Origin of the sequence: Massilia sp., from assembly GCF_046293535.1 — a bacterium.
Lineage (GTDB): Bacteria > Pseudomonadota > Gammaproteobacteria > Burkholderiales > Burkholderiaceae_D > Telluria.
The window spans coordinates 62927-89903 of record NZ_JBKBOV010000001.1 but is presented as its reverse complement, the minus strand read 5'-3'; the positions used below and the strand labels follow the sequence as shown (position 1 = coordinate 89903).

Genomic DNA, 26977 nt, shown 5'->3' with positions numbered 1-26977 from the left:
CACCAACATTGATTCCAATAAAGTGGGAAACAGTGTGAAAAAGTGTCGAATTGTGGGGGAGTTTCGGAACCCCAAGCGGCCAAAAAATTCTAAATTGATAACTCTCCAAGCTAGGTAAATACGTGTTCCAGGGCGCGTCAGCGATCAATCTCGATGCTAAAGGAAGGATGTCGATTCCGGCAAAGCATCGTGACGCCCTTGCGGTCCAGTGCGAGGGCCGGATGACGCTGACGAAGCATCCGCACGGTTGCCTGCTGTTCTTCCCGCGCCCGGTGTGGGAGCAGCATCGCGAGCAGATCGCGGCCTGGCCGATGTCGGCCCGGGCGTGGCAGCGCATTTTCCTTGGTAACGCGTGCGATGTCGAGTTGGACAGCGCAGGCCGGGTGCTGATTTCGCCCGAGCTGCGTGCCGCCGTGGGTTTGGAGAAGGAAGTCATGATGTTGGGCATGGGCACCCATTTCGAGATCTGGGATGCCGCCAAGCTTGCCGAAAGCGAAGCCGAAGCTGTTGCCGGCGGCATGCCCGATGTCCTTTCCAATTTCTCCTTCTGAGGCGCCGATGACGGAATCAATGACGGTGCCTGGAGCTTTTCAGCATCGCACGGTGTTGTTGGACGAAGCAGTCGACGCGCTCGACCTGACGGGCGAGCGCATCAACGGTACCTATATAGATGGCACCTTCGGCCGTGGTGGCCACAGCCGCCTGATCCTGTCCCGGCTGGGGCCGCAGGGCCGCCTGGTCGCCTTCGACAAGGATCCGCAGGCGATCGCCACCGCGGAAGAGGTGCAGGACCCACGTTTCACGATCGTGCACGACAGTTTTGCCACGATGTCCGATGCGCTGGCCGCGCGCGGCATCAGCCAGGTGGACGGCATCCTGCTGGACCTTGGCATTTCGTCGCCCCAGGTGGACGACGCCTCCCGCGGATTCAGTTTCCGCCAGGACGGACCGCTCGACATGCGCATGGATACCACGCGCGGGATGTCGGCGGCCGAATGGCTGGCCACCGCGACGGAACAACAATTGGAAAAGGTTATTCGGGATTATGGAGAAGAACGGTTTGCTTTCCAGATTGCAAAGGCGATTGTTGCTCGCCGCGCAGTCCAGCCAATTTCGACCACACGAGAGCTTGCCGCAATCGTGGCAAACGCGGTCAAGACCCGCGAAAAGGGCAAAGATCCGGCAACCAGGACCTTTCAGGCTGTCCGGATTTTCATCAATAAAGAGCTTGAAGACCTTGAAGCAGGTCTGAGCGCCGCCTACGCGATGCTGGCGCCGGGGGCGCGCATGTCCGTGATCAGCTTCCACTCGCTGGAAGACCGCATGGTCAAGCAATTCCTGGCGTCCAAGGCCAAGGTCGAGCAGCCGGACCGCCGGCTGCCGATCCGCGCCGCCGACCTGCCGCAGCCCTTGATGAAGCTGATCACCAAGACCAAGCCCTCCGGCCCGGAGGTCGAGGCCAACCCGCGCGCCCGCTCGGCGGTGCTGCGCGTGGCCGAGCGCCTTGGAGGCCCTGCGTGAGCGTCAAGCTGAACATCGTGCTGACGGTGGCGGTGGTCGGCTGCGCGCTGTCGGTGGTGAACGCGCGCTACCAGTCGCGCCACCTCCTGATCGAATCCGAGCGCCTGAACCAGCACGCACGCCAGCTCGAGATCGACTGGGCCCAGCTCCAGCTCGACCAGTCCACGCTCGGCAAGAACGAGCGCATCGAGCAGATCGCGCGCGGCAGCCTGAACATGTCGCCGCTCACCCCGGCCCGCACCCAGTACCTGACGGAAGGGGCGAAATGAGCCGCGCCGAACGTCGCAGCACGGCGCGGGTGGCCGCTTCCAAGGGCGTGGCCTTCTCGAAAAGCCCGGTCCTGGCCGTGAACCTGCCCAACTGGCGCTCGCGCCTGGTGCTGTTCGTCCTCTTCGCGGCCTTCGCCGCGCTGGCGCTGCGCGCGCTCTGGCTGCAGGGCGTGTCCACCCAGTTCCTGCAAAAGCAGGGCAAGAGCCGCTACGAGCGCCTGGTCGAACTGCCGGCCGCGCGCGGCAAGATCATGGACCGCAACGGCCAGGTGCTGGCCTCCTCGCTGCCGGTCAAGTCGGTGGCCGCCTTCCCGAAGGAAGTGCTGGCCGGCCCGACCGACAAGCTGCCCGAACTGGCGCGCCTGCTCGAGATGCCCGAATCGGAATTGCGCGCCAAGCTCGATCCGAAGCGCAACTATGTCTACCTCAAGCGCCAGGTCGAGATGGACGCGGTCGAGAAGATCGAGAAGCTCAAGATCGACGGCATCGACACCCGCAAGGAATACAAGCGCTACTACCCGCAGGGTGAAGTGATGACCCACGTGGTCGGCTTCACCAACGTCGAGGACAAGGGGCAGGAAGGCATGGAACTGTTCCACCAGAAGTCCTTGAACGGCGTGCCGGGCAGCCGCCGCGTGATCCGCGACCGCCTCGGCCACATCGCAGAAGACCTGGGCATGTTCCGCGAGCCGCACCACGGCAAGGACTTGACCCTGTCGGTCGACAGCAAGCTGCAGTACATCGCCTTCACCAGCGTGAAGAACGCGGTCGAGAAGTTCAACGCGCAGGCCGGCGGCGCCGTGGTGCTGGACGTGCACACCGGCGAAGTGCTGGCCATGGCCAACTACCCGACCTACAATCCGAACGACCGCTCCAAGCTGACCGGCGCCCAGTTGCGCAACCGCGTCATCACCGACACCTTCGAGCCGGGGTCGACCCTCAAGCCGGTCACGGTGGCGCTCGGCCTGGAAAAGAAGAAGATCACGCCGGACACCGTGTTCGACACTTCCGGCGGGCGCATCGTCGTGGGCGGGCGCCCGATCCGCGACATGCACCCGAAGGACGCCCTGACGACCAGCGGCATCATCCAGAAGTCCTCGAACGTCGGCACCGTCAAGATCGCCCAGATGCTCGAACCGAAGGACATGTGGGAGCTGTACACCAAGCTGGGCTACGGCCAGGCGCCGCGCTTCGGCTTCCCGGGCGCCGTCGCCGGCCGCGTGCGTCCATGGAAATCCTGGAAGCCGATCGAATACGCCAACATGTCCTTCGGCCACGGCCTGTCGGTGTCGCTGCTGCAGTTGGCGCGCTCCTACATGGTGTTCGCGCGCGACGGCGACATCATCCCGCTGTCCTTCCTGAAGGTCAGCGAAGAACCGATCGGCCAGCAGGTGATTTCGCCACGGACCGCGGCCCAGGTGCGCACCATGCTCGAATCCGTCGTCGAGCCGGGCGGCACCGCAACGAAAGCCCGCGTGGCCGGCTACCGCGTGGGCGGCAAGACCGGCACCGCCGAGAAGATCGTCAACGGCCGCTACTCGAAGACCGACAACATCGGCTACTTCGTCGGCATCGCGCCGATGTCCAAGCCGCGCTTCGTCATCGCGGTCATGATCGACAACCCGCGCGGCGCGCTCCGGACAGGCGGCAGCGTCGCGGCGCCGACCGCCGCGGACCTGGCCTCGAATGCCTTGCGGGCCGCGAACGTGCCCCCCGACTCATCGATCACCGACATCATCATTCCGGACGAACCGGTAGAGGAGGATTTGTGATGGCGATGAGCCTGAACGAGATCTGCGAGTGGATTCGCGCCGCCGCTCCAGGCGGCCGACTCGTTTCCGACTCCCGCCGCGTGGCGCAGGGAGACGTGTTCTTCGCCTATCCGGGCGAAGCCTCGGACGGACGCAGCTACATCGCCGCGGCGCTTGCCGCCGGCGCGGCCGCCGTCGTCTACGAAGAAGAAGGCTACGGCTGGGACGCGGCGCACGACGTCGCGCACCTCGGCGTGGCCGGGCTGAAGAGGAACCTGGGCCCGATCGTCCACGGCGTGCTGGGGCATCCGGACGCCGGCATGTTCACCGTCGGCGTCACCGGCACCAACGGCAAGACCTCGTGCGCCGTGTGGCTGGGACAGGCGCTGGCGCGACTGGGCGAGACCGCCGCCGTGATCGGCACCCTGGGTGTCGGCATCGTGAAGAAGGGCGCGGAACCGCAGTTCGACGCCACCGGCTACACCACGCCGGACGCCGTGCTGCTGGCCCAGACCCTTGACGACTTGCGCGCCCAGCAGGTGGGCGCCCTGGCGATCGAGGTCTCGTCCATCGGACTGGTGCAGGAGCGCGCAGCCGGCATGCATTTCGACGTTGCCATCTTCACCAACCTGACCCGCGACCACCTCGACTTCCACGGCACGATGGAAGACTACGAGGCCGCCAAGATAAAGCTGTTCGAGTGGGAAGGCTTGAAGCACGCGGTCGTCAACCTGGACGACCCGGCCGGCCTGCGCCTGGTGGCGCACCTGCGCAAGCGCTTTGCAGCGCTGCCGGTCACCGGCTACACGCTCAGGAGCGAGGCCGAGCAGCCCGCCATCGACGGCGTGGGCCTCCTGCGCGCCTCGAACATGCGCAGCCGCCACGCGGGCACCGAGTTCACGGTCGACAGCCCGGCCGGCAGTTCCGTCGTGAAGACCCGGCTGGTCGGGCATTTCAACGTCAGCAATGCGCTGGCGGTGCTGGGCGCGCTGCTGGCCAAGGGCGTGCCGCTCAAGAACGCGGTGGATGCCGTCGAGGCGCTGGTGCCGGCCCCGGGCCGCATGCAGCAGATCGGCGGCCAGGACGCTCCGATGGTCGTGATCGACTACGCGCACACCCCGGACGCGCTGGAAAAGACGCTGCAAGCACTGCGCCAGGTGTCCGACGAGCGCGGCGGCCAACTGTGGTGCGTGTTCGGTTGCGGCGGCGACCGCGACCCGGGCAAGCGTCCGCAGATGGGCGCCGTGGCGCAGGCCGCCGACCATATCCTGGTCACCAGCGACAACCCGCGCAGCGAGGAACCGGCGGGCATCATCGCCCAGGTCGTTGCCGGCATCGAGAAGGAATACCAGGCCGTGGAAGACCGCGCCACCGCGATCCTGCTGGCCGTGAAGAACGCCGGCAAGCCGGACGTGATCCTGCTGGCAGGGAAGGGCCATGAGCCCTACCAGGAAATCAAGGGCAAGAAGATCCCGTTCTCCGATGCCGACCACGCTGCGCTGGCATTGACCGCGCGGCTCACCATGATGAGGCCTCACTGATGCGCGGTACGCTTGCACAACTGGTCGCCGCGATCCCGGGCGGGCGGCTCGTGGGCGGCGACGCCGCCTTCGAGGGCGTGTCGACCGACAGCCGCACGGCGCCCGCCGGGGCGCTGTTCGTCGCCCTCAAGGGCGAGACCTTCGATGCGCACGGCTTCCTCGGCCAGGTCGGCGAGCGCGGCGTCGCCGGGGTGGTCGTGCATGCGCTGCCGGAAGGATGGACCCTGCCGGCCATCGTGGTGCCGGATACCCTGGCGGCATTGGGCCGCATCGCCAATGCCTGGCGTTCGCAGTTCGGGATTCCCGTGATCGGCGTGACCGGCTCGAACGGCAAGACCACGGTCAAGGAAATGATCGCATCGATCCTGGCCGCCGCGGTTGGCGAGGACGCGCGCCTGGCGACCCAGGGCAACCTGAACAACGAGATCGGCGTTCCCCTGACCCTGTTCCGCCTGGACGCAGCGCATCGCGCCGCCGTGATCGAGATGGGCATGAACCATCCGGGCGAGATCGCGCGCCTGGCCGCCATCGCCGCGCCCACGGTCGCCATGGTCAACAACGCCCAGCGCGAGCACCAGGAATTCATGCACACCGTGGAAGCGGTGGCGCGCGAGAACGGCTCGGTGCTGCAGGCGCTTCCGCGCGACGGCGTGGCCGTGTTCCCGGGCGACGACACCTATACGGATCTGTGGCGCGGCCTGGCCAAGTGCGAGGTGCTGACCTTCGGCCTGACGGCAGCGTGCGATGTGAGCGCCAGCTACACCAGCAACGGTTTCGGAAGCCAGCTCATCATATCCACGTCCTTCCCGCGCAGGCGGGAACCGCATTCCCTTGAGCCGTCGGCTGCGCAGGCAGACCTGGATTCCCGCCTGCGCGGGAACGACGATTTCAAGGACGCAGGCCAGAACAGCTACCGCGTTACGCTGCAAGCCGCGGGCGAGCACAACGTGCGCAACGCGCTCGCCGCCTTCGCCAGCACGCTGGCCGCAGGCATCCCGGTCGACGCCATCGTGCGCGGCCTGGAAAGCTTCGCCCCGGTTGGCGGCCGCCTGCAGCGCAAGCAGGCCGCCAGTGGCGCGACCGTCATCGACGACACCTACAACGCGAACCCCGACTCGATGCGCGCCGCGATCGACGTGCTGGCCGCTTATCCGGCGCCGCGCATCCTGGTGGTCGGCGACATGGGCGAAGTCGGCACGCAGGGTAAGGAGTTTCACGAAGAAGTCGGTGTCTACGCCTCGCAGCGTGGCATCGAACACGTGCTCGCCACGGGCGAACTGGCACGCCACATGGCGGCGTCGGGAGCACGGCATTACGAGCAGTTCGACGAATTATTGGCAGCACTGGATACAACACTGGGCGGCAATAGCAAGGCGACTGTGCTGGTGAAGGGCTCGCGCTTCATGAAGATGGAGCGCGCGGTCCAGCACCTGACCGGATCAACCATCAGTAAGGACGCCCACTGACATGCTTCTCTGGCTAGCCCAATATTTCCAGGACTATATCGGTCCGCTGCGCGTGTTCAACTACATCACGTTCCGCGCCGTTTTCGCCACCATCACCGCCATCGCCATCGGCCTGGTCTGCGGCCCCGCCGTGATCCGCAAGCTGACCGCCATGAAGGTCGGCCAGGCGGTGCGCACCTATGGTCCGCAGACCCACCTGGCCAAGCACGGCACCCCGACCATGGGCGGCGTGCTGGTCCTGATCTCGATCGGCATCTCGACCCTGCTGTGGTGCGACCTGTCGAACCGCCTGATCTGGCCGGTGCTGGTGGTGACCATGGGCTTCGGCGCGGTGGGCTGGGTCGACGACTACCGCAAGGTGGTGTACAAGGACCCGGAAGGCATGCGCTCGGGCGAAAAATACTTCTGGATGTCGCTGATCGGCATCGCCTCGGCCCTGTACCTGGCGTTCTCGGTCTCGGCCGCCAACCCGTGGGAAGTGCTGCAGCTGTTCTACGCCTGGGTGCAGTCGGGCTTCTCGATGACCCTGCCGCCCAAGGCCGACCTGATCGTCCCCTTCTTCAAGTCGATCAGCTATCCGCTGGGCGTGTGGGGCTTCATCGCGCTGACCTACTGCGTCATCGTGGGTTCGTCGAACGCGGTCAACTTCACCGACGGCCTGGACGGCCTGGCGATCATGCCGACCGTGATGGTCGGCGCCGCCCTCGGCCTGTTCGCTTATCTCACCGGCAGCGTGACCTATTCGAAGTACCTGTTCATTCCCTACATCCCGGGCGCCGGCGAACTGCTGATCTTCTGCGGCGCGATGGCGGGCGCGGGCCTGGCCTTCCTCTGGTATAACGCCCACCCCGCGCAGATGTTCATGGGCGACGTCGGCGCGCTGGCGCTGGGCGGCGCGCTCGGCACCATCGCCGTCATCGTGCGCCAGGAGATCGTCCTGTTCATCATGGGCGGCGTGTTCGTGGCCGAAACCCTGTCGGTGATCATCCAGGTGACCTGGTTCAAGTACACCAAGAAGCGCTACGGCGCCGGTCGCCGCGTGTTCCTGATGGCGCCGCTGCACCACCATTTCGAACAAAAGGGCTGGAAGGAGACCAAGGTCGTGGTCCGCTTCTGGATCGTGACCATGATGCTGGTCCTGGTCGGCCTGTCTACCCTGAAGCTGCGATAGAGCATGAACTACGAAGGCAAATCCGCACTGGTGCTGGGCCTGGGTGAATCCGGGCTGGCGATGGCGCAATGGCTGGCACGTTGCGGGGCGCGCGTGCGCGTGGCCGACACGCGCACCGAGCCGCAGCGCCTGTTCGCCCTGCGCCAGGCGGTGCCGAACGCCGAGTTCGTGGGCGGCGAATTCGGCGACACCCTGCTGGAAGGGATGGACTTCGTCGCCGTCAGCCCGGGCCTGGCGCCGGAGCGCGAACTGGCGCAAGTCAACCCGGCGGCGCGCGCGCGCCACATCCCCGTGTGGGGCGAGATCGAACTGTTCGCGCAGGCGCTCGCCCACCTGCGGTTGGCGCGTGCCTACACGCCCAAAGTCATCGCCATTACCGGCACCAACGGCAAGACCACGGTGACCAGCCTGACCGGCCTGCTGTGCCGCCGCGCCGGCCTGTCTACCCGCGTGGCCGGCAACATCAGCCCGGCAGCGCTCGACGTGCTGCGCGAATGCCTGGACGGCGAAGACCTGCCGCAGGCCTGGGTGCTCGAGCTGTCGAGCTTCCAGCTGCACACCACCTTCAGCCTGCAGGCCGATGCCGCCACCGTGCTGAACCTGACCCAGGACCACCTCGACTGGCACGGCAGCATGGATGCCTATGCCGCCGACAAGGCGCGCATCTTCGGCAGCGACACGGCCCGCGTGCTGAACCGGGACGACGCCCTCGTGATGCGCATGACCGCGCCCGACACCCCGGTCTTTACCTTCGGCACCGACGAGCCGTCCGCGCCCGGTAGCTTCGGCCTGGTCAACGAACGCGGCGTGCTGTGGCTGGCCAATGCGGTCGCGCTCGACGATGAGCCGCCCAGGAAGCTCAAGAAGGGCGAGACCGCGCCGCCGGCCGAAGTGAGCGTCAACCGCCTGATGCCTGCCGACGCGCTGAAAATCCGTGGCCTGCACAATGCCTCGAACGCGCTGGCCGCGCTGGCCCTGTGCCGCGCCTGCGGCCTGCCGCTGGCGCCGCTCCTGCACGGCCTGCGCGAATACGCGGGCGAACCGCACCGCGTGGAACTGGTCGCGAACATCGACGGCGTCGATTTCTACGACGACAGCAAGGGCACCAACGTGGGCGCTACCGTCGCCGCGCTGGAAGGCCTCGGTAAAGCCTTTGCCGGCGAGGACCAGCAGATCCTCCTGATTGCCGGCGGCGACGGCAAGGGCCAGGATTTTGCCCCGCTCGCCGGGCCAAGCTCACGTTATGTGCGCGCCGTGCTCCTGATCGGCCGCGACGCGCCCGCCGTGCGCGCGGCGATCGAGCCGACCGGCGTGCCGGTGTTCGACCTGGCCGGCCTGCCGGAAGCGGTGCGCCGCGCCGCCGGCCTGGCGCGCCCGGGCGACGTGGTGCTGCTGTCGCCGGCCTGCGCCAGCCTCGACATGTTCACCAACTACGCGCACCGCGCGCAGGTCTTCGTCGACGCGGTGCGTGAACTGGCGCTGGAAAAGGGGCAGGAGATCTGATGGCTTTCCAGATTCCGTTCAAGTTCTCCGGCTCCAGCAGCGACGCGACGATCGCGGCGCGCAGCCGTCCGTCGAAGATGATGGACTACGACCAGCCGCTGGTCTGGGTCACCGTGCTGCTCATGATGTTCGGCCTGGTGATGGTGTACTCGGCCTCGATCGCGCTGCCGGATTCGCCCAAGTTCGCCTACCTGAACGACAAGAACGAATATTTCCTGTACCGCCAGATGATGTACATCATCGTCTCGATGACGGCCGCCGCCATCGCTTTCCAGGTGCCGGTCGCCGTATGGCAGAAGTGGGCGCCGATGATGTTCATCGGGACGCTGGTGCTCCTCGTGATCGTGCTGATTCCGGGCATCGGCGTGTCGGTCAACGGCGCGCGCCGCTGGCTGCCGCTGAAGATCATGAACCTGCAGCCGTCCGAGATCATGAAGATCGCGGTGGTGCTGTACGCGGCCGACTTCACGGTGCGCAAGCAGGAATACATGCACAAGCTGACCAAGGGCTTCCTGCCGATGATGGTCGCGATCGGCCTGGTCGGCATGCTGCTGCTGCTCGAGCCGGACCTGGGCGCCTTCGGCGTGATCGTCTGCATCGCCATGGGCATCCTGTTCCTGGGCGGGATCAACATCGTCTGGTTCGGCGGCATTGGCGCGCTGCTGGTGCTGATCTTCAGCGCGATCATCGCGCTCTCGCCGTTCCGCCGCGCGCGCATGTTCGCCTACCTCGACCCTTGGGAAGAGGGCAATGCGCTGGACAAGGCCTACCAGCTGACCCATTCCTTGATCGCGTTCGGGCGCGGCGAGTTCTTCGGCGTGGGCCTGGGCGGCAGCGTGGAAAAGCTGTTCTACCTGCCGGAAGCGCATACCGACTTCATCATGGCCGTGATCGGCGAGGAACTCGGCCTGGCCGGCGTGCTCGTCGTGATCGCGATGTTCTACTGGCTGGTCAAGCGCGCCTTCGACATCGGCCGCCAGGCGATCGCCCTGGACCAGATCTTCGCCGGCCTGGTCGCGAAAGGAATCGGCATCTGGATCGGCACCCAGACCTTCATCAACATGGGCGTGAACCTGGGCCTGCTGCCGACCAAGGGCCTGACGCTGCCGCTCATGAGCTTCGGCGGCTCGGGCGTGCTGTTCAACTGCGTCGGCCTGGCGATCCTCTTGAGAATCGACTACGAGAACCGGGTGCGCATGCGCGGAGGCCGGTCATGAGCGGCAAGCGCCTGATGATCATGGCGGCCGGCACCGGCGGCCACATCTTCCCCGGCATCGCGATCGCGCAGACCATGCGCGCGCGCGGCTGGGAAGTCTCGTGGCTGGGCACCGCCCACGGCATGGAAACCGAGTTGGTGCCGAAAGCCGGCATCCCGATGGACAGCATCGACTTCGCCGGACTGCGCGGCAAGGGCCTGGTTCACACCATCAAGGGCGCCTTCAAGATGCTGGGCGCCTTCGCCGCCTGCCGCCGTTACCTCGGCCGGCGCAAGCCCAGCGTGGTGCTGGGCATGGGCGGCTACGTCACGGTGCCGGGCGGGATGATGGCCAAGACGCGCAACATTCCGCTGGCCCTGGTGAATGCCGATGCGGCGCTGCTGCTGTCGAACAAGACCCTGGCCCCGATCGCCAGCCGGGTGCTGTTCGGCTTCCCGGCCGATTTCGGCGCGGCGGCCGACAAGGCGGTGGTCACCGGCAATCCGGTGCGCCAGCAGATTCTCGACCTGCCTCTACCCGCCAAGCGTTTCGCCGGCCGCAGCGGTCCGCTGCGCGTGCTGGTGGTCGGCGGCAGCCTGGGCGCCAAGGTGCTCAACGACAGCGTGCCGGCCGCACTGGCCCAGATCGATTCGAGCGTGCGCCCGATCGTGACCCACCAGTCCGGCAAGAAGAATATCGACGCCTTGCGCGCGGCGTATGCGGCAGCCGGTGTCGAAGCGAACGTGGTCGATTTCATCGACGACATGGCGGCAAGCTATGCGAATGCCGACCTGGTGATCTGCCGCGCCGGCGCGATCACGGTGTCGGAACTGACCGCGGCCGGCGTGGCCAGCGTGCTGGTGCCTTTCGTGGCCAGCACCACCAGCCACCAGCGCGACAACGCGATCTGGATGCACGAGCAAAAAGCGGCACTGCACCTGCCGCAGGGTGAACTGAATCCGCAGCGGCTGGCGAGCCTGCTGCAAACGACCACGCGCGAGGACTGCCTGGCAATGGCGCAGGCGGCCCATGGCGTCGGCAAGCGCGACGCCAACGAGGTGATCGCGCGCGAACTGGAGAAACTGGCCGGGATGAGCAAAACATGAAGCACAAGATCAAGAACATCCATTTCGTCGGCATCGGCGGCAGCGGCATGAGCGGCATCGCCGAAGTGCTGCTCAACCTCGGCTACAACGTGTCCGGTTCCGACCTGTCGAGCAATGCCGCCAGCCAGCGCCTGGCCGAACTGGGCGCCCGGGTGTACATCGGCCATTCGAGCGAGCACGTGATCGGCGCTAACGTGGTCGTGACCTCGACCGCCGTCAACGAGGCCAATCCGGAAGTGATGGCCGCCCGCGCCGCCAAGGTGCCGGTGGTGCCGCGCGCGATCATGCTCGGCGAACTGATGCGACTGAAGCGCGGCATCGCCATTGCCGGCACCCACGGCAAGACCACCACCACCAGCCTGGTGGCCTCGGTGCTGGCAGAGGGCGGCCTGGATCCCACCTTCGTCATCGGCGGGCGCCTGACCGCGGCCGGCGCCAACGCCAAGCTGGGCTCGGGCGACTACATCGTGGCCGAGGCCGACGAGTCGGACGCCTCCTTCCTGAACCTGACGCCGATGATCGAGGTGATCACCAACATCGACGCCGACCACATGGACACCTACGAGCACGACTTCGAGAAGCTCAAGGCCGCGTTCGTGAATTTCACCCACCGCCTGCCGTTCTATGGCCGCGTGATGATGTGCATCGACGACCCGCACGTGGCGGCCATCCTGCCGCAGGTGACCAAGCCGGTGACGACCTATGGGTTCTCGGAGGATGCCGAAGTGCGCGCTCTCGATGCCTATGCCGATGGCGTGCAGATGCACTTCACGGTGCGCCAGCAGGGCTACCCCGACACGAAGTTCGTGCTGAACCAGCCCGGCATGCACAACGTGCTCAACGCCTGCTCGGCGGTCGCGATCGCGCGCGAGATCGGCATCGACGACGCCTCGACCAACCGGGGTTTGCAGAATTTCAGCGGCGTCGGCCGCCGCTTCACCCGCTACGGCGAAGTGGCCATCCCCGGCGGCGGCAGCTTCACCCTGGTGGACGACTTCGGCCACCACCCGGTCGAGACCGAAGTGACCCTGGCCGCGGCGCGCGCCGCCTATCCGGGCCGGCGCCTGGTGCTGGCCTTCCAGCCGCACCGCTACAGCCGCACGCGCGACCTGTTCGAGGACTTCGTGAAAGTGCTGGCGACCCCGGACGTGCTGCTGCTGGCCGACGTCTACGCTGCCGGCGAAGCGCCGATCGTGGCCGCCGACGGCCGCGCCCTGGCGCGCGCGCTGCGCACCGGCGGCAAGCTGGAACCGATTTTCGTGGAGGCGATCGCCGACATGCCCGCCGCCATCATGAACGTGGCGCGCGACGGCGACGTCGTCCTCACCATGGGCGCCGGCTCGATCAGCGGCGTCCCGCAACAACTGACCACTGCAAAGGCATAACATCGTGAATGCGACCGTGAACGCAACCACTCCCATCATCGACCCGGCATCCTTCGGCAAGGTCGGCGTGCTGTTCGGCGGCCGCTCCGCGGAGCGCGATGTGTCGATCATGTCCGGCACCGGCGTGCTCGAGGCCCTGAAGTCGCGCGGCGTCGACGCCCACCCCTTCGATCCGGGCACCCGGAGCCTGGCCGAACTGGCCGAACAGAAGTTCGACCGCGTCTTCATCGCGTTGCACGGCCGCTACGGCGAGGACGGCAGCCTGCAGGGCGCGCTCGAGCAACTCGGCATTCCCTACACCGGCAGCGGCGTGATGGCATCCAGCGTCGGCATGGACAAGATCACCACCAAGAAGATCTGGAAGATGGACGAGATCCCGACGCCGGACTACATGACGATCGACCCGTCCACCGACCTCGACGAAGTGCTGGTCGCGCTCGGCCTGCCGATGATCGTCAAGCCGCCGCTCGAAGGCTCGACCATCGGCATCACCAAGGTGAGCAAGGCCGACGAGCTCAAGGCCGCGGTCGACCTGGCCATGGGCTTCGACCCGGTGGTGTTGGCAGAGGAATTCGTCAGCGGCCGCGAGTTCACCGTGGCCGTGCTGGGCACCGGCAAGAGCGCCCGCGCCCTGCCGATCGTGGAGATCGTGGCCCCGGAAGGCAACTACGACTACCAGAACAAGTACTTCACCGACGACACCAAGTACCACTGCCCGGCGCAGCTGGATCCGGCCTTGACCGAGGAAATCCAGCGCCACGCCGTGCACGCCTACCGCGCGCTCGGCTGCGAGGGCTGGGGACGGATCGACGTGCTGGTGCGCAAGGAGGACATGCGTCCCTTCCTGCTGGAAGTGAACACCTCGCCGGGCATGACCTCGCACTCGCTGGTGCCGATGGCCGCCCGCGCGGTGGGCATCAGCTACGAGGACCTGTGCCTGGAAATCCTGGCCTCGGCCCGCCTGAAGATGGCGCGTTCGTCCAACTCCTAAGGAAAAAGGAACAGGAAGCGATGTGGCATGACGTCCGCGCCCTCAACGCAACCGCCAGCAGCCTGGTGGCGCTGGTGGTGCTCGCCTGTATCGGGTCCGGCGTGTGGTGGGTGTCGCAGCTGCCCATGTTCTCGCTGCGGGCGGTGACGGTGGAAAGCATGTACCAGCTGCCGCTGCGTCACGTGAACGAGCTCACGGTGCGCAATGGCGTGATCGGCAAGATTCGCGGCAACTTCTTCACCACGGACCTGGAGCAGGTGCGGGCGACGTTCGAGACCGTGCCCTGGGTGCGGCGCGCCACGGTGCGCCGCGAGTGGCCGGACCAGCTGGTGGTCGAGGTGGAAGAGCACGAGGCGCTCGGCACCTGGGGCGAGGATGGCCGCCTGCTGTCGGTCAAGGGCGACGTCTTCACCGCCAACCTGGCCGAGGCCGACGACGACCACGAGTTGCCGGCCTTCACGGGGCCGAAAGGCAGCGAGAAGGAAGTGCTGGCCCGCTTCACCGAGCTGCGTTCCTGGTTCGCGCAGGTGAATCTGGTGCCGATGGCGCTGTCGCTGTCCGACCGGTATGCCTGGACCGTGAAGCTGGACAACGGCATGAGCGTGGCCCTGGGGCGCGAGCAGGACAAGGACACGCTGAAAAAGCGCGTGCAGCGGCTGGTGGGCGTCTACCCGCAGCTGGTCGCGCGGCTGCAGGAGGGGCGCATCGACACCATCGACATGCGCTACCCGAACGGCCTGGCGCTGTCCTCGGCGGCCCTGGCGGTGCCCGAAGACGTCACCAAGCCGGTGATGCCGGCAAAGAAAAAACCGAATCAACCCAACAAAACAACCAAGCAAACATAAGCAGGCAACAGCAATGACTAAAGACGCGAAGAACCTGATCGTCGGCCTCGACATCGGCACCTCGAAGGTGGTGGCGGTCGTGGCCGAAGTGATGTCCGATGGACGCCACGAGGTGATCGGCCTCGGTCAGCACGAGTCGAAAGGATTGAAGAAAGGCGTGGTCGTGAACATCGAGGCCACCGTCGAGTCGATCCAGCGCGCGCTCGAGGAGGCGGAGCTGATGGCCGACTGCAAGATCCGCAACGTCTATGCTGGCATCGCCGGCAGCCATATCCGTTCGTTCAATTCGAGCGGCATGGTTGCGATCAAGGACAAGGAAGTCACCGCCACCGACGTGGCGCGCGTGATCGAGACCGCCAAGGCGGTCAACATCCCGACCGACCAGCAACTGCTGCACACGGTCCCGCAGGAATTCATCGTCGACAACCAGGAAGACGTGCGCGAGCCGATCGGCATGAGCGGCATCCGCCTCGAAGTGCGCGTGCACATCGTCACCGGTGCGGTATCCGCGGTCCAGAATATTGTAAAGTGCGTGCGCCGTTGCGGGCTCGAGGTCTCGGACCTGATCCTGCAGCCGATGGCATCGGCCGACGCCGTGCTCACCACCGACGAGAAAGAACTGGGCGTGGTCCTGATCGACATCGGCGGCGGAACCACCGACATCGCCGTGTTCTCCGACGGCGCGATCCGCCATACCGCGGTGCTCCCGATCGCCGGCGACCAGATCACCAGCGACATCGCGATGGCCCTGCGCACGCCGACCGGCGAAGCCGAGGACATCAAGATCCGCTACGGCGTGGCCAAGCAGGTGCTGGCCGATCCGGGCGAGACCCTGGAGGTGCCGGGACTGGGCGACCGCGGACCGCGCGCCCTGTCGCGCCAGGCCCTGGCGGCCGTGATCGAACCGCGCGTCGAGGAACTGTTCGCGATGGTGCACACGGTGGTGCGCGAGTCGGGCTACGAGGGCGTGCTCTCGTCCGGCATCGTGCTTACAGGCGGCAGTTCGATCATGCCGGGCATGATCGAGATGGCCGAAGACATCTTCCTCAAACCGGCGCGCCTCGGCACGCCGGATTACCGCGGCCAGTTGGCCGACGTCGTGCGCAGCCCACGCTACGCCACGGTGCTCGGCCTGCTGCTGGAAGCGAAGAAGCAGTACCTGCGCGGACACATCGTCACGCGTCAGGATGGTTCGGTGAAGGCGGTGTGGCAGCGAATGAAGGAATGGATAGCGGGGAACTTCTAAAAGCGAGAGCAGGGATTAATAGTCGGGCAAGGCGTTAAATTTTTCAGTACGTCAGCAACAAAGCGTTCACGGGTCAGGATTTTTTAAATACAATCGCTACTTCCGGTTTTCAGGGCCCTGCCAGGGGCCTGGCACCAGCCTTGAAACGGAAGCGGCAACTTAAAAATTGGGAGTTCGATATGGAGTTCGATATGGTCGATAACGCAGCACTGGGAACCGTTATCAAAGTTGTCGGCGTCGGCGGCGCTGGCGGCAACGCGGTTCAGCACATGATCAACAAGGGTGTGTCCGGTGTCGAGTTCATCGCCGCAAACACGGATGCGCAGGCACTTGCCGCGTCGAGCGCAAACAACATCATCCAGATCGGCGAGTCCGGCCTGGGCGCGGGCATGCGTCCGGAAGTGGGCCGCCAGCTGGCCGAGCAGTCGCGTTCGCGCATCGAAGACGCGCTGCGCGGCGCGCACATGGTCTTCATCGCCGCCGGCATGGGCGGCGGCACCGGCACCGGCGCCGCGCCGATCGTCGCCGAGGTGGCCAAGACCATGGGCGCGCTGACCGTTGCCGTGGTCTCCAAGCCGTTCTCCTACGAAGGCGACAAGTGCATGCAGGTCGCCGAAGCGGGCCTGGAAGAGCTGACCAAGCACGTCGACTCCCTGATCGTCATCCTGAACGAAAAGCTGGAAGACATCTACGAAGACGAATCGATGCTCGACTGGATGAAGCACGCCGACGACGTCCTGAACAACGCCGTGGCCGGTATCGCCGAGATCATCAACGTCCCGGGCCACATCAACGTCGACTTCAACGACGTGAAGACCATCATGAGCGAGCAGGGCAAGGCCATGATGGGCACCGCCACCGCGTCGGGCGTGGACCGCGCGCGCATCGCCGCCGAGCAGGCCGTGGCGTCGCCGCTGCTGGACGGCATCGACCTGTCGGGCGCCAAGGGCGTGCTGGTCAACGTGACCGCCAGCCGTGGCCTGAAAGGCAAGGAGATCAAGGAAGTCATGGCCGCCGTGCGCGCCTTCGCCGCACCGGACGCGTCGATCGCACAGGGCATCGCCTACGACGACGCGATGGGCGAGGAGTTGCGCGTGACCGTGGTCGCGACCGGCCTGGGCAAGAACAAGAAGATGCAGCTGGTGCAGCCGCAGCAGATGCTCAAGACCGGCACCTACAACGCTCCGGTGATGGCTGGCGCCTCGACCGTGGCCGGCGGCCTGGCCATGGGCCACGCATCGGGCGACGCCATGGGCGGCATGAAGCAGCCGGCCGTGTGGCGCCGCGAGCAGGCATCCGAGCAGGTGCAGGCGATGCAGCGCAACGGCGTCGAGACCTACGACATTCCGGCCTTCCTGCGCAAGCAGGCCGACTAAGCCGGTAGGAGTCGGACAAGGAAGGGCCAGCGCGAGCTGGCCCTTTTCTTTTGTCGGACCGCCGGACTGCCTGTGCCGCATTCTCCGGCCCGTCGTCCCGGCGCAGGCCGGGACCCAGGTTCGCGCTGTCCTTGCCGGCGCATGCCATCGTGGCGTACACACCAAATTGGATTCCGGCCTTCGCCGGGATGACGTTCAAAAGCAGGTACTCACCGGTTCCAGCTGACTTTGCTCATGCGCTGCAAGCTCGGCCCACATCGGCGATAATTGCCAGATTCTCAAAACTGAAGGAGCACACCCCATGACCATCCAGATCGGCGACCGCCTGCCGGAAGGCACCCTGTCGGAATTCATCGAAACCGAAACCGCCGGCTGCTCGCTGGGTCCAAACACTTTCCAGGTCGCTGATCTGGCCAAGGGCAAGAAGATCGTGATCTTCGGCCTGCCGGGCGCCTTTACCCCGACCTGCTCGGCCCAGCACGTGCCCGGCTACGTCAAGCACGCCGACGCGCTGAAGGCCAAGGGTGTCGACGAGATCTGGTGCATCTCGGTCAACGACGCCTTCGTGATGGGCGCCTGGGGCCGCGACCAGAAGGCCACCGGCATCGTGCGCATGATGGCAGACGGTAACGGCGACTACTCGAAGGCCCTGGGCCTGGACGCCGACTTCTCGAAGCACGGCATGGGCACGCGCTGCAAGCGCTACTCGATGCTGGTCGAAGACGGCGTGGTCAAGCAGTTGAACGTCGAGACCGCCGGTTTCGAGGTCTCGAGCGCCGAAAAGATGCTGGAGCAACTGGGCTAAACAGCCCGCATCCTGCAAACGGCGCCGCGGCGCCGTTTTTTTGTCCTTGAAACGCTCACCCGCCATGCCCCTGAAACGACCCGCCGGCAACCTGTACAGCATCTACGCGATGATGCTGGCCGTGTTCATGTTCGCGCTGATGGACACGGTGATGAAGCTGCTGTCCCAGACCTACCCGGCGATCCAGGTGGCCGCGCTGCGCTCGCTCACCTCGCTGCCGCTGATCGCCCTCTATGTCGGCGTCAAGATCGGCTACGGCGGCATCTTCCGCATCCGCTGGCCGCTGCACCTGCTGCGCGCGGTGCTGGGCATCGCCATGCTCAGCTTCTTCGCCTTCGGCATCCGCAAGCTGTCCCTTGCCGAGGCCTACACGATTTTCTTCATCGCGCCCGCGATCATCACCGCGCTCTCGGTCTGGTTTTTGAAGGAGCGCGTCGACGTGGCGCGCTGGATCGCCATCGCGGTGGGACTATGCGGCGTGCTGGTGGTGCTGCGCCCGAGCGGCGCCGGTTTCCTCACCATCGGCGGCCTGGCCGTGCTGGGGGCGGCCGCGATGTACGCGATCTCGGCGATCACGGTCGGCATCCTGGCCAGGACCGACCGCAGCGAACACATGGTGTTCTGGCTGATGGTCATGATGTCGATCGGCGCCGGGCTGCTGGCGGCGCCGGGCTGGGTCGGCATGCGGATGAGCGACATTCCCTTGCTGCTGGGCCTGGCCCTGAGCGGCTTCATCGGCCAGTTGGCCATCACCGAAGCCTTCGCCAGGGGCGACGCCTCGAGCGTGGCGCCCTTCGAATACACGGCCCTGGCCTGGGCGGTCGGCCTCGACTGGATGCTGTGGCAAACCCTGCCGGACGGCTGGACCGTGGTGGGGGCCGCGATCATCATCGGCAGCGGCATGTATCTGATTCGCCACGAAAAAGTGCACGTCGAATCGGATCACCCGTAAGGACGCGGGGCCGTCAGCGAGCCCGGAAACGCTGGGCTATAATCGCCGGATGCTGAAACAACGAACCATCAAACAGGTCGTCCGCACCACCGGTGTCGGCGTCCACTCGGGCACCAAGGTCGAACTGACCCTGCGTCCGGCGCCGCCGGGCGCCGGCATCACCTTCCGCCGCGTCGATTACGATCCGATCGTCGCCATCCCGAGCGCGGCCGACGTGGTCGGCGAGACACGCATGGCCACCGTCCTGATCAAGGACGGGGCGCGCGTCTCCACCGTCGAGCACCTGATGTCGGCCTGCGCCGGCCTGGGGATCGACAACCTGACGGTGGACGTGACCGCCGAGGAAATCCCCATCATGGACGGTTCGGCGGCTTCCTTCGTGTTCCTGCTGCAGCAGGCCGGCCTGGAAGAGCAGGACGCGCCGAAGCGCTTCATCCGCGTGCTGAAGGACGTCGAGATCCGCCAGGGCACGGGCAACAACGAGAAGTGGGCGCGCTTGTCGCCCTACGACGGCTTCAAGCTCGACTTCTTCATCGAATTCAACCACCCGGCCGTGGACGGCACCATGCAGCGCGCCTCGGTGGATTTCGGCGACGTCTCCTATGTGCACGACGTGGCGCGGGCGCGCACCTTCGGTTTCATGCAGGACGTGGAAACCCTGCGCGGCATGGGCCTGGCGCGCGGCGGTTCGCTGGAAAACGCGATCGTGATGGACGAGTACCGCATCCTGAACGCGGACGGGCTGCGCTACGAGGACGAGTTCGTACGCCACAAGATTCTCGACGCGATCGGCGACCTGTACATCGTCGGCCACCCGCTGCTGGCCAGCTACACGGCCCACAAGTCGGGCCACGCGCTCAACAACGAACTGCTGCGCAAGCTGCTGGCGACCCCGGACGCCTACGAGTGGGTGGAGTTCGATTCGCTGGGCGAGGCGCCGCCGTCCTACCTGCGCCAGATGACGCGGGAATGGGCGCAAATGTGATGTGATGTGATGGTGCATGCCAGCTGTTGTGGCGTGCAGGCAGAAACTGGGTTCCGGCCTTCGCCGGAACGACGTGCTCATTGCGCAGGGCTCAACGAAGTTTCCTTACCTTCAAGACCGTCGTACCGGCGAAGGCCGGTACCCAAGTTGGCAGCGAACTACTTCCGCTTCTCCGCGAGCCTGCGCAGGGCCGCCACCAGGTCCTTGTTCTGGTTGCTGTCCTCGAGCGATTCGGCCAGCTCTTCGAAGGCCTGCACCGCCGTCTTCGGCAGTTCGAGCGTGCGCATCTGCGGCTTGTCGTCCGGCATGGCGCGCCCGACCTGCACCTTCAGCCTGACCGATTCCACCGCCCAGCCGCGCTGCGCCAGCGCGGATTGCAGCTTGGGCAGCATCTGCTTCATCCTGGCCGCGACCGCCGAACTCGGCACGGCCAGCACCAGCACCCCGTCCTGGAACGAGATCACGTCGGTGTTGCCGGCCATGACGGGCAGGATGGCGGCGCAGTCGGCCTGCAGGCGCGCCATGCGCATCGCCGCGGGCAGGAGGCTGGCCATGCGGTCGTTCTTGCGCAGGAAGTCGGTCGCGACGATCGAGGTCTGCCGGTTCTTGGTACCGTAGATATGCACTGGTAAAAGGGCCGGTAAATAAGGGAAAGAAAAGGGAAAGCAGGAGCGGTTTCGCTATGCCCGCAACATACCATATTCGCCGGCCGTGCGCGGGTGGAGGGGTGGCGAATGCGTGGCGCCAGGTGCACAAGCAGTGCAATTTGATAACATTCTACTGTTCGGCAGCCTTGTTATCCTGCCCAATGACCCCAAGTGTGGCCGGATCGCATGATAAAATCAGTAGCTTTTTGCCATAGGCGGTCTTCGGTGGGGCGTATTGATAACCCACCCCTGGCTCTTTTTGCGGCGTAATTTTCTAGAACACAGCAATGTCATTCCTGACCCAGATTTTCGGCAGCCGTAACCAGCGTCTGCTCAAGCAATACCAAAAGACCGTGCGTCAGATCAACGCGCTCGAGCCCCAGATGGAAAAGCTGTCTGACGCCGAACTGCAAGCCAAGACGCCCGAATTCAAGGACCGCCTGGCCAAGGGCGAGACGCTCGACGACATCCTGCCTGAAGCGTTCGCGGTCTGCCGCGAAGCCGCCAAGCGTGTCATGAAGATGCGCCACTTCGACGTCCAGCTGATCGGCGGCATGGTCCTGCACCAGGGCAAGATCGCCGAAATGGGCACCGGCGAGGGCAAGACCCTGATGGCGACCCTGCCGGTCTACCTGAACGCCCTGTCGGGCAAGGGCGTGCACGTCATCACCGTCAACGATTACCTGGCCCAGCGCGACGCCGAGTCGATGGGCCGCCTGTACGGCTGGCTCGGCTTGAGCACCGGCGTGAACCTGTCGCAGCTCGACCACGACAGCAAGCAGAAGGCCTACGCCTCGGACATCACCTACGGCACCAACAACGAGTTCGGCTTCGACTACCTGCGCGACAACATGGTCTACGACGTGCGTGAACGCGTGCAGCGCAGCCTGAACTTCTCCGTGGTCGACGAGGTCGACTCGATCCTGATCGACGAAGCCCGTACCCCGCTGATCATTTCCGGCCAGGCCGAGAACCACACCGACCTGTACCACCGCCTGAACGCGCTGCCGCCGCTGCTGACCCAGCAGATCGGCGAGGAAACCTCGGACGGCAAGGGCAAGATCGAAGTCCCGGGCGACTACCTCAAGGACGAGAAAGCGCACACCGTGCTGCTGACCGAAGCCGGCCACGAAAAGGCGGAAAGCATCCTGACCGAATGGGGCCTGCTGCCGGAAGGCGCTTCGCTGTACGACGCCGCCAACATCACCCTGATCCACCACCTGTACGCGGCGCTGCGCGCCCACGTCCTGTACCACAAGGACCAGCACTACGTGGTGCAGAACAACGAGGTGGTGATCGTCGACGAATTCACCGGCCGCCTGATGACGGGCCGCCGCTGGTCCGACGGCCTGCACCAGGCCGTGGAAGCCAAGGAAGGCGTGCGCATCCAGAACGAGAACCAGACCCTGGCCTCGATCACCTTCCAGAACTACTTCCGCATGTACGGCAAGCTGGCCGGCATGACCGGCACGGCGGACACCGAAGCCTACGAATTCCAGGAAATCTACGGCCTCGAGACCGTGGTCGTCCCGCCGAACAAGCCGTCGCAGCGCAAGGACCGCCAGGACCAGGTGTACAAGTCGGCCGAAGAGAAGTACAACGCGATGTTGAACGACATCCGCGACTGCTACGAGCGCGGCCAGCCGGTGCTCGTGGGTACCACCTCGATCGAGAACTCGGAACTGCTGGCCGGCATCCTGACCAAGGCGAACCTGCCGCACAACGTGCTCAACGCCAAGCAGCACGCACGCGAAGCGGAAATCATCGCGCAGGCGGGGCGTCCGAAGATGATCACCATCGCCACCAACATGGCGGGCCGCGGCACCGACATCGTCCTGGGCGGCAACGTCGAGAAGCAGATCCAGCTCATCGAAGCCAACGACGCGCTGTCGGACGCCGACAAAGAGGCACAGGCCAAGGTGCTGCGCGACGAATGGCAGTCGCTGCACGACCACGTGGTGGGCGCCGGCGGCCTGCACATCATCGGTACCGAACGCCATGAATCGCGCCGGGTCGACAACCAGCTGCGCGGCCGTTCGGGCCGCCAGGGCGACCCGGGCTCCTCGCGCTTCTACCTGTGCCTGGACGATCCGCTGCTGCGCATCTTCGCGGGCGACCGCGTGCGCGCGATCATGGAACGCCTGAAGATGCCGGAAGGCGAGCCGATCGAGGCGGGCATCGTGACCCGTTCGATCGAGACCGCCCAGCGCAAGGTCGAGGCCCGCAACTTCGACATCCGTAAACAACTGCTGGAATACGACGACGTCGCCAACGACCAGCGCAAGGTGATCTACACCCAGCGTAACGAGCTGCTGGAGTCCGTGGACATGGCCGAGCTGATCGCCTCGCTGCGCGTGGGCGTGTTCACCGAACTGGTGCGCCAGTACGTGCCGGCCGAGTCGGTGGAAGAGCAGTGGGACATCCCGTCGCTGGAGTCGGTCCTGGCCGCCGAGTGGGGCTTGAACGTGCCGCTGCAGAAGATGCTGGCCGAGGATCCGAACCTGAACGACGACGACATCCTCGAGCGCGTGCTCAAGGATGCCGCCGAGTCCTACGACGCCAAGGTGGCGGTGGTGGGCAGGGAGTCCTTCGGCGGCTTCGAGCGCAACGTCATGCTGCAGAGCCTGGACACCCACTGGCGCGAACACCTCGCGGCGCTGGACCACCTGCGCCAGGGCATCCACCTGCGCGGCTACGCGCAGAAGAACCCGAAGCAGGAATACAAGCGCGAAGCCTTCGAGCTGTTCAGCGACATGCTGGACCGTATCAAGAACGAGGTGATCCGCACCGTCATGACCGTCCGCATCCAGACCCGCGAGGAAGTCGAAGCGGCCGAAGCGGCGATGGCGGCGCAGGTCGCGCAGCTGGAAAACATCAACTTCCAGCACGCCGACTTCAACCCGTCGGCAGCGCCGGAAGAGCTGCTCAACCCGAATCCGGTACGTTCCGACTCGGCGGCGGTGGCGGCGGAAGACCACAACACCTACCTGGGCATGAAGGTCGGCCGCAACGATCCGTGCCCGTGCGGCAGCGGGAAGAAGTTCAAGCAGTGCCACGGCAAGCTGGCGTAAGCTGCAAGTATCGTGTGACAAGTAAGGCGGCCGGGTGAAAACCCGGCCGTTTTTCGTTTGAACGTGATGTCCACGCTGTTGATGGGATGTATGTGAGCTTTCTCGACAGACTGTGATGTATTCTTGGCGACCTGCTATGCTGAGCTCGATGGCTGCTTTCGGCCGATTGCGGTCACTCAGCAAGCGCCCGTCCGGCCTGAGCCAAACCAAGCTGCACCAGACGAGACGCCAAGGACTCAAGCATTGAAACTTACTCAATCACAGTTCACCGCACTGCTGTCTTCACCAGACACTGCGCGCTTCAAGCACTTCATCGGCCGCGCCGCGGACGGTGAACGTCTTTGGAGTCTACGCGATGCCGACGGCTGGGTAGCAGCGGCAGGCGACGCCGGCGCACCCGGTTTCCCGGTATGGCCGCATCCGGACTACGCAAGCGCTTGCGCGACGGGAGTGTGGGCCGGATGCCTGCCGGCCGAGATCGACGTGCATGCGTTCATGGAAGCTTGGCTGCCCGATATGGCGCAACGCGGGGTGTCGGTCGAGGTCTTCCCGACCCCGTCGGTGAGGGGAGTGTGGATGCGGCCGGAAGAACTGCAGCGCCACCTCGCCGACGAACTGGACAAATACGCTTGAGCGAACGGCGTTCAGACGTAACGCCGATGGAAGCGGCTGCCCAGGCGCGTCAGCACCTCATACCCGATCGTTCCCGCCAGCGCCGCCACCTCGTCCACCGGCTGGTGTGCGCCCATCAGCTCAACTTCCGCACCCGGCGCCACGCGCCCGGGCGCGAGTCCCGTCACGTCCAGCCCCATGCTGTCCATCGACACCCGTCCCACGATCGGCACCCGGACGCCGTCCACGAAGGCGAAGCCGCGTCCGGACAGCGAACGGAACCAGCCGTCGGCATAGCCCACGGCGACGGTCGCGATGCGGTGTTCGGCCGCGCACACGTGATGCGCGCCGTAGCCGACCACGGCGCCCTCGCACACGCTGCGCACCTGCACCACGCGCGCATGGAGCGACACCGCCTGCCTGAGCGGATTCGGCGTGCCCGGCTGCGGATTGATGCCGTACAGCGCCGCGCCCGGCCGCAGCAGGTCGTAGTGGTAGGAAGCACCCAGGAACACGCCCGACGAATTGGCCAGGCTGGCCGGCACGCCCGGGAACAGCTGGCGCAGCTCCTCGAAGCGGCGGCGCTGCGCCTCGTTCATCGGGTGCAGGGGCTCGTCCGCGCAGGCCAGGTGGCTCATCACGAGGACAGGGCGCACGCCCGCGAGCCAGTCGCGGTCTTTGGATAGCGCCAGCAGGTCTTCCGGCGCCAGGCCCATGCGCGACATGCCGGTGTCGAGCTGGATCGCGGCCGGCAGTTCGCGGTCCAGGCTGCGGGCAAGCGCGCGCCATTCCTGGATTTGCCCCGGATCGTTGAGCACCGGGCGCAGGTCGTACTGGAAGCAGTCCTTCGCCGTGCCCGGCGGCGGGCCGTGCAGCACGTAGATCGCGCAGTCCTCGGGCACCAGCTGGCGCAGGCGGATGCCTTCTTCGAGGTGGGCGGTGAAGAAGGTTTTGCAGCCTTCCAGCGCCAGCGCGGGCGCCACCTGTTCCATGCCGAGCCCGTAGGCGTCGGCCTTCATGACGGCCGCGCAGGCCCCCTTGGTCTTGCCGGCCAGCAGCCGGTAATTGTCGCGGATCGCGCCCAGGTCGACCGTCAGCAGCGCCCCGGCACGGGACGCATCCACAGAATCCACCATGACCGGATTACGCCTTGATCAGTTCGGGTGCAGCGCCGCGTTGCGGGGTGCCGGCGTAGCGGAACACCGCGAGGTCGTCGGCGCGGATGGCCGGCTGCTTGCCGCTCACCAGGTCGGCGATGACGCTGGCCGAGCCGCAGGCCATGGTCCAGCCCAGGGTGCCGTGGCCGGTGTTGGTGAACAGGTTGCGCAGTGGGGTGGCGCCGACCACCGGGGTGCTGTCCGGCGTCATCGGGCGCAGGCCGGTCCAGAAACTGGCCTGGCGGGTGTCGCCAGCGCCCGGGAACAAGTCGTTGACGACCATCTCGAGGGTTTCGCGGCGGGCCGGGTTCAGGACCTTGCTGTAGCCCGCGATCTCGGCCATGCCGCCGACGCGGATGCGGTCTTCGAAACGGGTGACGGCGATCTTGTAGGTTTCGTCCAGGATGGTCGACACCGGGGCACGGCTCGCGTCCGTGATCGGCACCGTGATCGAGTAGCCCTTGAGCGGGTAGACCGGCAGCGTGAACTGGTTCTTGAGCAGCAGGCGCGAGTAGCTGCCCAGCGCCAGCACGTAGCGCTCGGCCGTGAGCAGGCCTTTATCGGTGCGCACGCCCGTGATCTGGTCGCCGGCGACGTCGAGGGCCCGGATGCTGGTATCGAACTCGAAACGCACGCCCAGGTCGCGCGCCATCGCGGTCAGGCGGGTGGTGAACAGCTGGCAGTCGCCGGTCTCGTCGTTCGGCAGGCGCAGGCCGCCCACCAGGGTGCCGTGACTGCCCAGGGCGGGCTCGGCCTTGCCGAGATCGCGGCCGAGCAGCAGCTCGTAGTCGACGCCGGCGTCCTTCAGCACCTCGATGTCCTTGCCGGCGCTGTCCAGCTGTTGCTGGGTGCGGAACAGCTGGATCGTGCCCAGGCTGCGGCCTTCGTACTCGATGCCGGTCTCGGCGCGCAGTTCGCGGATGCAATCGCGGCTGTACTCGGCCAGGCGCACCATGCGTTCCTTGTTGACGGCATAGCGGTCGGCGGTGCAGTTGCGGTACATCTGCCACATCCACTGCAACTGGAACAGCGAGCCGTCCGGGCGGATCGCCAGCGGCGCGTGCTTCTGGAACAGCCATTTCGCGGCCTTCAGCGGAATGCCCGGCGCCGCCCACGGCGAGGCATAGCCCGGCGAGATCTGGCCGGCGTTGGCGAAACTCGTCTCCAGGGCGGGGCCGGGTTGACGGTCGATGACGGTGACGTCGTGGCCAGCCTTGGCCAGATAGTAAGCGGTGGTCACGCCGACCACGCCGCTGCCCAGTACGAGAACGCGCATGATGTGCCTAGTTCCTGAAGTAAAAGAAGCCGGATTTAGAAAAGATTGCCATGATACAGGTGGTGATGAAATAATGGTTCCTGTTATTACACACGTTTTCAGTGA

Annotated in this window: 23 protein-coding genes; 20 read left to right on the top strand and 3 right to left on the bottom strand. The window is 65.8% G+C overall.

Features of this window, described 5'->3' with window-relative positions:
- The first annotated feature begins 122 nt into the window (after window positions 1-122).
- From mraZ to lpxC, 18 genes are all read left to right on the top strand, one after another.
- Window positions 123-551, top strand: coding sequence for a division/cell wall cluster transcriptional repressor MraZ (mraZ, locus tag ACK4S9_RS00375; RefSeq protein ID WP_027867878.1), 429 nt, complete (start codon window positions 123-125; stop codon window positions 549-551).
- Complete coding sequence (rsmH, locus tag ACK4S9_RS00370) at window positions 538-1521, top strand: 16S rRNA (cytosine(1402)-N(4))-methyltransferase RsmH (protein WP_409720519.1); 984 nt, start codon at window positions 538-540, stop codon at window positions 1519-1521. Before mraZ ends, rsmH begins: the two co-directional genes overlap by 14 nt.
- Window positions 1518-1790 (top strand): cell division protein FtsL, encoded by a 273-nt coding sequence (gene ftsL / locus ACK4S9_RS00365; protein WP_409720146.1) that lies wholly within the window; start codon window positions 1518-1520, stop codon window positions 1788-1790. The genes rsmH and ftsL overlap by 4 nt, the downstream gene beginning before the upstream one ends.
- Complete coding sequence (locus ACK4S9_RS00360; protein WP_409720144.1) at window positions 1787-3562, top strand: peptidoglycan D,D-transpeptidase FtsI family protein; 1776 nt, start codon at window positions 1787-1789, stop codon at window positions 3560-3562. Before ftsL ends, ACK4S9_RS00360 begins: the two co-directional genes overlap by 4 nt.
- Entirely contained in the window at window positions 3562-5082 is a 1521-nt protein-coding gene (locus ACK4S9_RS00355) for a UDP-N-acetylmuramoyl-L-alanyl-D-glutamate--2,6-diaminopimelate ligase (RefSeq protein ID WP_409720142.1), read from the top strand. The genes ACK4S9_RS00360 and ACK4S9_RS00355 overlap by 1 nt, the downstream gene beginning before the upstream one ends.
- The gene (gene murF, locus ACK4S9_RS00350) at window positions 5082-6548 is read left to right on the top strand and encodes a UDP-N-acetylmuramoyl-tripeptide--D-alanyl-D-alanine ligase (protein WP_409720140.1); all 1467 of its coding nucleotides are present in this window, start codon (window positions 5082-5084) and stop codon (window positions 6546-6548) included. Before ACK4S9_RS00355 ends, murF begins: the two co-directional genes overlap by 1 nt.
- Before the next feature lies 1 nt (window position 6549).
- Window positions 6550-7719, top strand: coding sequence for a phospho-N-acetylmuramoyl-pentapeptide-transferase (mraY, locus tag ACK4S9_RS00345; protein WP_409720138.1), 1170 nt, complete (start codon window positions 6550-6552; stop codon window positions 7717-7719).
- Window positions 7720-7722: 3 nt separating this feature from the next.
- The gene (gene murD, locus ACK4S9_RS00340; protein ID WP_409720136.1) at window positions 7723-9222 is read left to right on the top strand and encodes a UDP-N-acetylmuramoyl-L-alanine--D-glutamate ligase; all 1500 of its coding nucleotides are present in this window, start codon (window positions 7723-7725) and stop codon (window positions 9220-9222) included.
- Entirely contained in the window at window positions 9222-10439 is a 1218-nt protein-coding gene (ftsW, locus tag ACK4S9_RS00335; RefSeq protein ID WP_409720134.1) for a putative lipid II flippase FtsW, read from the top strand. The genes murD and ftsW overlap by 1 nt, the downstream gene beginning before the upstream one ends.
- Window positions 10436-11524, top strand: coding sequence for an undecaprenyldiphospho-muramoylpentapeptide beta-N-acetylglucosaminyltransferase (gene murG, locus ACK4S9_RS00330; protein WP_409720132.1), 1089 nt, complete (start codon window positions 10436-10438; stop codon window positions 11522-11524). Before ftsW ends, murG begins: the two co-directional genes overlap by 4 nt.
- On the top strand, window positions 11521-12909 hold the full coding sequence (murC, locus tag ACK4S9_RS00325; protein ID WP_409720130.1) for a UDP-N-acetylmuramate--L-alanine ligase: 1389 nt from the start codon (window positions 11521-11523) through the stop codon (window positions 12907-12909). The genes murG and murC overlap by 4 nt, the downstream gene beginning before the upstream one ends.
- Before the next feature lie 16 nt (window positions 12910-12925).
- Window positions 12926-13900 (top strand): D-alanine--D-alanine ligase, encoded by a 975-nt coding sequence (locus ACK4S9_RS00320; protein WP_409720128.1) that lies wholly within the window; start codon window positions 12926-12928, stop codon window positions 13898-13900.
- A 20-nt stretch (window positions 13901-13920) separates the two neighbouring features.
- Window positions 13921-14745 (top strand): cell division protein FtsQ/DivIB, encoded by an 825-nt coding sequence (locus tag ACK4S9_RS00315; protein WP_409720126.1) that lies wholly within the window; start codon window positions 13921-13923, stop codon window positions 14743-14745.
- 13 nt (window positions 14746-14758) lie between these two features.
- Complete coding sequence (gene ftsA, locus ACK4S9_RS00310) at window positions 14759-15991, top strand: cell division protein FtsA (RefSeq protein ID WP_231059350.1); 1233 nt, start codon at window positions 14759-14761, stop codon at window positions 15989-15991.
- A gap of 179 nt (window positions 15992-16170) precedes the next feature.
- Complete coding sequence (gene ftsZ / locus ACK4S9_RS00305) at window positions 16171-17367, top strand: cell division protein FtsZ (protein WP_409720124.1); 1197 nt, start codon at window positions 16171-16173, stop codon at window positions 17365-17367.
- A 301-nt stretch (window positions 17368-17668) separates the two neighbouring features.
- The gene (locus ACK4S9_RS00300) at window positions 17669-18172 is read left to right on the top strand and encodes a peroxiredoxin (RefSeq protein WP_409720121.1); all 504 of its coding nucleotides are present in this window, start codon (window positions 17669-17671) and stop codon (window positions 18170-18172) included.
- Between the two features lie 64 nt (window positions 18173-18236).
- Entirely contained in the window at window positions 18237-19124 is an 888-nt protein-coding gene (locus ACK4S9_RS00295) for a DMT family transporter (RefSeq protein ID WP_409720119.1), read from the top strand.
- Window positions 19125-19173: 49 nt separating this feature from the next.
- Window positions 19174-20109 (top strand): UDP-3-O-acyl-N-acetylglucosamine deacetylase, encoded by a 936-nt coding sequence (gene lpxC / locus ACK4S9_RS00290; protein ID WP_409720117.1) that lies wholly within the window; start codon window positions 19174-19176, stop codon window positions 20107-20109.
- Window positions 20110-20267: 158 nt separating this feature from the next.
- Here the strand turns inward: lpxC and ACK4S9_RS00285 are convergent, their stop codons facing one another.
- A complete protein-coding gene (locus tag ACK4S9_RS00285) occupies window positions 20268-20735 on the bottom strand; it encodes a DciA family protein (protein ID WP_409720115.1) in 468 nt (155 codons plus the stop codon).
- Between the two features lie 308 nt (window positions 20736-21043).
- Here ACK4S9_RS00285 and secA point away from each other — a divergent pair, with 308 nt between their 5' ends.
- Window positions 21044-23827, top strand: coding sequence for a preprotein translocase subunit SecA (gene secA, locus ACK4S9_RS00280; protein WP_409720113.1), 2784 nt, complete (start codon window positions 21044-21046; stop codon window positions 23825-23827).
- 243 nt (window positions 23828-24070) lie between these two features.
- Window positions 24071-24460 (top strand): DUF2750 domain-containing protein, encoded by a 390-nt coding sequence (locus tag ACK4S9_RS00275; protein WP_409720111.1) that lies wholly within the window; start codon window positions 24071-24073, stop codon window positions 24458-24460.
- Between the two features lie 11 nt (window positions 24461-24471).
- Here ACK4S9_RS00275 and alr read toward each other — a convergent pair whose 3' ends face one another.
- Both alr and ACK4S9_RS00265 read right to left on the bottom strand, forming a co-directional pair.
- Window positions 24472-25575 (bottom strand): alanine racemase, encoded by a 1104-nt coding sequence (gene alr / locus ACK4S9_RS00270; protein WP_409720109.1) that lies wholly within the window; start codon window positions 25573-25575, stop codon window positions 24472-24474.
- Window positions 25576-25582: 7 nt separating this feature from the next.
- Window positions 25583-26872: a D-amino acid dehydrogenase gene (locus tag ACK4S9_RS00265; protein ID WP_409720107.1), complete on the bottom strand. Its 1290-nt coding sequence runs from the start codon at window positions 26870-26872 to the stop codon at window positions 25583-25585.
- Between the last annotated feature and the right edge of the window lie 105 nt (window positions 26873-26977).